This window comes from Streptococcus suis (genome assembly GCF_016743335.1).
GTDB lineage: Bacteria > Bacillota > Bacilli > Lactobacillales > Streptococcaceae > Streptococcus > Streptococcus suis_Y.
The window spans coordinates 1-4,491 of record NZ_WCJE01000074.1; the positions used below are offsets into that span (position 1 = coordinate 1).

Below are 4,491 nucleotides of genomic sequence, written 5' to 3' on the forward strand. Positions count from 1 at the left end.
ATTTTTTACACATAAGCACTGAACCTGCGAATACAGGTTCTAAATTTTCAGTTCAGATTTTTGTCTTTTGAGGGGCTAAACGATATAATCGTAAGGTATCATTTATTAGAAATGACAGAGTTTTATCATCTATTGCAAAGATTGAAAAGGAGACACTATGTCAAAAGATATTCGCGTTCTACTCTATTACAAGTATGTTCCAATTGAAAATGCCAAAGAATATGCTGCTGAGCATTTAGCTTTCTGTAAGTCTATCGGACTAAAAGGACGTATTTTGATTGCCGACGAAGGTATCAACGGTACTGTTTCTGGTGACTATGAAACAACTCAAAAGTACATGGACTACGTTCATGCTAATCCACTCTTCAGCGACTTGTGGTTCAAGATTGATGAAGAAAATGAGCAAGCTTTCAAGAAAATGTTTGTTCGTTATAAAAAAGAAATTGTTCACCTTGGTTTGGAAGACAACGACTTTGACAACGATATTGACCCACTCGTGACAACAGGTGCCTACCTATCGCCAAAAGAGTTCAAAGAAGCTCTCTTGGACGAAGATACAGTTGTTTTGGATACACGTAATGACTACGAGTATGACCTTGGTCACTTCCGTGGTGCGATCCGTCCAGACATCCGCAACTTCCGTGAGTTGCCACAATGGGTCCGTGATAACAAAGAGAAATTCATGGACAAGCGCGTAGTTGTTTACTGTACTGGTGGTGTTCGCTGTGAGAAATTCTCAGGCTGGATGGTTCGTGAAGGCTACAAGGATGTCGGCCAACTCCACGGTGGTATCGCAACCTATGGTAAAGACCCAGAAATTCGTGGCGAATTGTGGGATGGGAAGATGTATGTCTTTGACGAGCGTATCGCGGTCGATGTTAACCATGTAGACCCAGTTGTCGTTGGTAAGGACTGGTTCAATGGCACACCATGTGAGCGCTATGTCAACTGTGGCAATCCATTCTGTAACCGTCGTATTTTGACATCAGAAGAGAATGAGCACAAGTATGTTCGTGGCTGTTCAGCTGAATGCCGTGCTCATGAGCGCAACCGTTACATCTCTGAAAATGGCTTGACTCGCCAAGAATGGGCAAAACGCTTGGAAGCGATTGGGGAAACTCTTACTCCAGCAAATGCTTAGTAATACCAAAATTGCATTGAAAAATCAGTGCAATTTTTTTGTGCAATCAGAATTCTTTATATTTTTTCAGTCCATTCTATACGAAGCCTATCAATTAGAAAAGAGAAGGGGATGAAGTCATTTTGGATGAACTTATCCCTTTCGAAAATAAAATTATCCGTTGTCACCTTGCCTTGATGAACTTCAGTTCTATCTTCGCTTCGTTTCCTCGGTCACTTTTGATTTTCATTGAGTATTAGCAGTAGCAGACCTTGAATAGCTGGTCGGTTTTATGAAGCAATCGGTTTTGCAGTTGCGACGTTTGGAGATATTAAGTCTGCGACTTTGCCTGAGGGTGGCAACTTGATTTTGATGCAGGCAGATAGCTTTGCTCAACGCGTACCATTTCAGGTAGTAGCGAGTGGCAATGAAGTTTTGATTTCGCTTAATGTGGCGAGTAGGGAAGAAGTGGATAGAATTATCGAGCGTGTTGAAGCAAATGACGGGCAAATTGCAGAACGCCCGACAGATGCCCGTGGCTTTTATGGAGCAAGTTTTACGGACCTTGATGGTATCATTTTAATGTGATTGTGATGTAGGAAGTTAGAATTCATCTGCTCTAGAATCATAGATGAACTTATTTGAAAAGGGAGAAACTGATGATTCTTCCTTTTTTTCAGAGTCAATTTACGTTATAATAGTCCTATGAAAAAAATCATTGAGTTTAAAGATTTTACATTTAGATACCAAGCGCAACAGGAACCCACTTTAAAAGATATTCAGTTAACGATTTATCAGGGAGAGAAAGTTCTGATTATTGGTCCATCTGGTTCAGGAAAGTCGACGATTGGACAATGTCTTAATGGTATTATTCCCAATATTTACAAGGGGGAACATAGCGGAAGTTTACTATTGGATGGTCAGGAAGCTTTTAATCTTTCAATTTATGATAAGTCCTTGCTCGTATCAACGGTTCTTCAAGATACAGATGGTCAATTCATTGGCTTATCAGTTGCCGAGGACCTAGCTTTTGCTTTGGAAAACGACATGGAAAGCCAGGTGGTGATGAAGCAAAAAGTAGGAGATTGGGCAGAAAGACTGTCTTTGACCGATTTACTAGCACATCGACCACAAGATTTATCTGGAGGTCAAAAGCAACGTGTCAGTCTGGGCGGAGTTCTTATTGATGAGAGTCCTATTTTGTTGTTTGATGAGCCACTTGCTAATTTAGACCCCAAATCGGGCCAAGATACGATTGATTTGATTGATCGTCTGCACAAGCAAGAAGGGACCACAACCATTATTATTGAACACCGTTTAGAGGACGTACTGTATCGTCAGGTGGACCGAGTTGTATTGATTAATGACGGTCGGATTTTGTTCAATGGAGGACCGGATGATTTATTACGTACCTCATTGTTACAGGAAAACGGCATCCGTGAACCCTTATATCTATCGACTCTTCGCGCCTTAGGATATCCGATTGCGCAGGCAGAACGCCTCTCCTCAGTTTGGGAAATTGATATTAAGGCTTTGAATATAGCATCCCTACCGACTCTACACTTTGAAAATGGAGAGAAAGAGGCTTTGTTAGAAGTCAAGCATCTTCATTTTTCCTATCCTAACAAACAAGTTCTTACAGATATTCAACTGACGATTCATAAGGGAGAACGTCTAGCTATTGTTGGAAAAAATGGTGCGGGGAAATCTACTTTAGCCAAGGTGCTTTGTGGTTTTATTCAGGGTGAGGGTGAGATTCTCTGGAAGGGGCAGTCAATCAAAGAAGATTCTGTCAAAGAGCGAGCAGAACGGATTGGTTATGTTCTTCAGAATCCCAACCAAATGATTAGCCAAACGATGATCTTTGATGAGGTTGCCCTTGGTTTGCGCATGCGAGGGGTGACAGAAGAAGAAATTGAACACCGAGTTCACCATATCTTGAAAGTATGTGGCCTGTATTCGTTTCGTAATTGGCCGATTTCGGCACTGTCGTATGGGCAGAAAAAACGGGTAACGATAGCATCTATCTTGGTTCTCAATCCAGAAATTATTTTGCTGGATGAGCCAACAGCAGGACAAGATCAACGACATTATCGGGAAATGATGGAGTTTTTGGATCAATTAAATGCTCAAGGGCACACCATTGTCATGATTACCCATGACATGCAACTCATGCTAGATTATTCAGATAGAGCTGTTGTTGTGGTGGATGGGCAGATTATTGAAGATGCCAGTCCAGCAGAAATTTTATCTGATGATACGGTGATTGAGCGAGCCAATTTAAAAGAAACATCAATTTTTCACTTGGCGGAGAGGTTGGGAGTTAATCCCTTAGAATTAACGACGTTTTATATGCAGGAAGAAAGGAGAGGAAAATGAGTCAACAAAAACTAATTGGTTACCATCCAGGAACTGGCTTGATTCATAGTTTATCGGCTGTCAGTAAATTACTCTTTTTTCTCATAGTTTCCATTCTTGCTATGATTACTTACGATACCCGCTTGATTCTTTTTATCGCAGTATTTTCTCTAGCCTTGTTCAAAATGTCAGGGATTCGTTATAAAGAAATCTCTCTTGTTTTAATTCTGACGATTATTTTTGCTGCAATGAATGCCCTGATGGTTCACTTGTTTGCACCACGGTATGGAGTGGAACTTTACGGAGCAGACACTCCCTTGCTATCAGGTCTGGGAGTTTATTCCTTGACGAGTCAGCAAGCATTTTATCTGGTGAATCTTCTCTTGAAGTATTTTTGTACAGTTCCTTTAGCGATCATCTTTCTCATGACCACTCATCCTAGCCAGTTTGCTTCCAGCTTGAATCAAATTGGGGTATCCTACAAAGTTGCTTACGCAGTAAGTTTGACCATGCGTTATATTCCAGATATTCAAGAAGAGTTTTATACGATTCGAATGTCTCAAGAAGCGCGTGGTTTGGAATTGTCCAAGAAAGGAAAAGTGATGGATCGTATAAAAGGGAATCTATCCCTTGTCATTCCTCTGATTTTCAGCTCCTTGGAGAGGATTGATACGATTTCAACGGCTATGGAATTGCGGCGTTTTGGAAAAAATAAAAAAAGAACATGGTATACCCAACAGCCTCTACAAAGAATAGATTACGCTGTCTTGCTATTTATTCTTGCTCTAGTAGTCGTGACAATCTATCTATTTTTTGTTAATCAGGGTCGATTCTATAATCCGTGGCGATGATTATTGAGTTTATTGGGCTTATCAACCCTTTATCGTTGACATATAGGAAATATACTGTTACAGTAGGGAATGTAAATAAATTTAGAGTTTAAGTATCAGTTTCATCTTTTGTTTTTCCTCTTGATAAGTTTTACAAATAAATAAAAAGAGGTAATACAAATG

The 4,491-nt window shown here is 40.3% G+C and carries 4 protein-coding genes; all 4 read left to right on the forward strand.

Annotated elements, in window-relative coordinates:
* The first annotated feature begins 157 nt into the window (after positions 1-157).
* The 4 genes from F9856_RS11710 (at position 158) to F9856_RS11725 (ending at position 4,329) form a co-directional block, all read left to right on the forward strand.
* Entirely contained in the window at positions 158-1,141 is a 984-nt protein-coding gene (locus tag F9856_RS11710; RefSeq protein WP_202106699.1) for a rhodanese-related sulfurtransferase, read from the forward strand.
* A 324-nt stretch (positions 1,142-1,465) separates the two neighbouring features.
* Positions 1,466-1,708: a VOC family protein gene (locus tag F9856_RS11715; RefSeq protein WP_236659621.1), complete on the forward strand. Its 243-nt coding sequence runs from the start codon at positions 1,466-1,468 to the stop codon at positions 1,706-1,708.
* A gap of 117 nt (positions 1,709-1,825) precedes the next feature.
* Positions 1,826-3,499: an ABC transporter ATP-binding protein gene (locus F9856_RS11720; RefSeq protein WP_202106700.1), complete on the forward strand. Its 1,674-nt coding sequence runs from the start codon at positions 1,826-1,828 to the stop codon at positions 3,497-3,499.
* The gene (locus F9856_RS11725) at positions 3,496-4,329 is read left to right on the forward strand and encodes an energy-coupling factor transporter transmembrane component T family protein (RefSeq protein WP_024377453.1); all 834 of its coding nucleotides are present in this window, start codon (positions 3,496-3,498) and stop codon (positions 4,327-4,329) included. Before F9856_RS11720 ends, F9856_RS11725 begins: the two co-directional genes overlap by 4 nt.
* Positions 4,330-4,491: the final 162 nt, after the last annotated feature.

What these genes read in the sequence shown, in the direction of transcription:
- F9856_RS11710 (WP_202106699.1), top strand. Translation starts at nt 158, where the DNA reads ATGTCAAAAGATATTCGCGTTCTACTCTATTACAAGTATGTTCCAATT.
- F9856_RS11725 (WP_024377453.1), top strand. Translation starts at nt 3,496, where the DNA reads ATGAGTCAACAAAAACTAATTGGTTACCATCCAGGAACTGGCTTGATT.
- F9856_RS11720 (WP_202106700.1), top strand. Translation starts at nt 1,826, where the DNA reads ATGAAAAAAATCATTGAGTTTAAAGATTTTACATTTAGATACCAAGCG.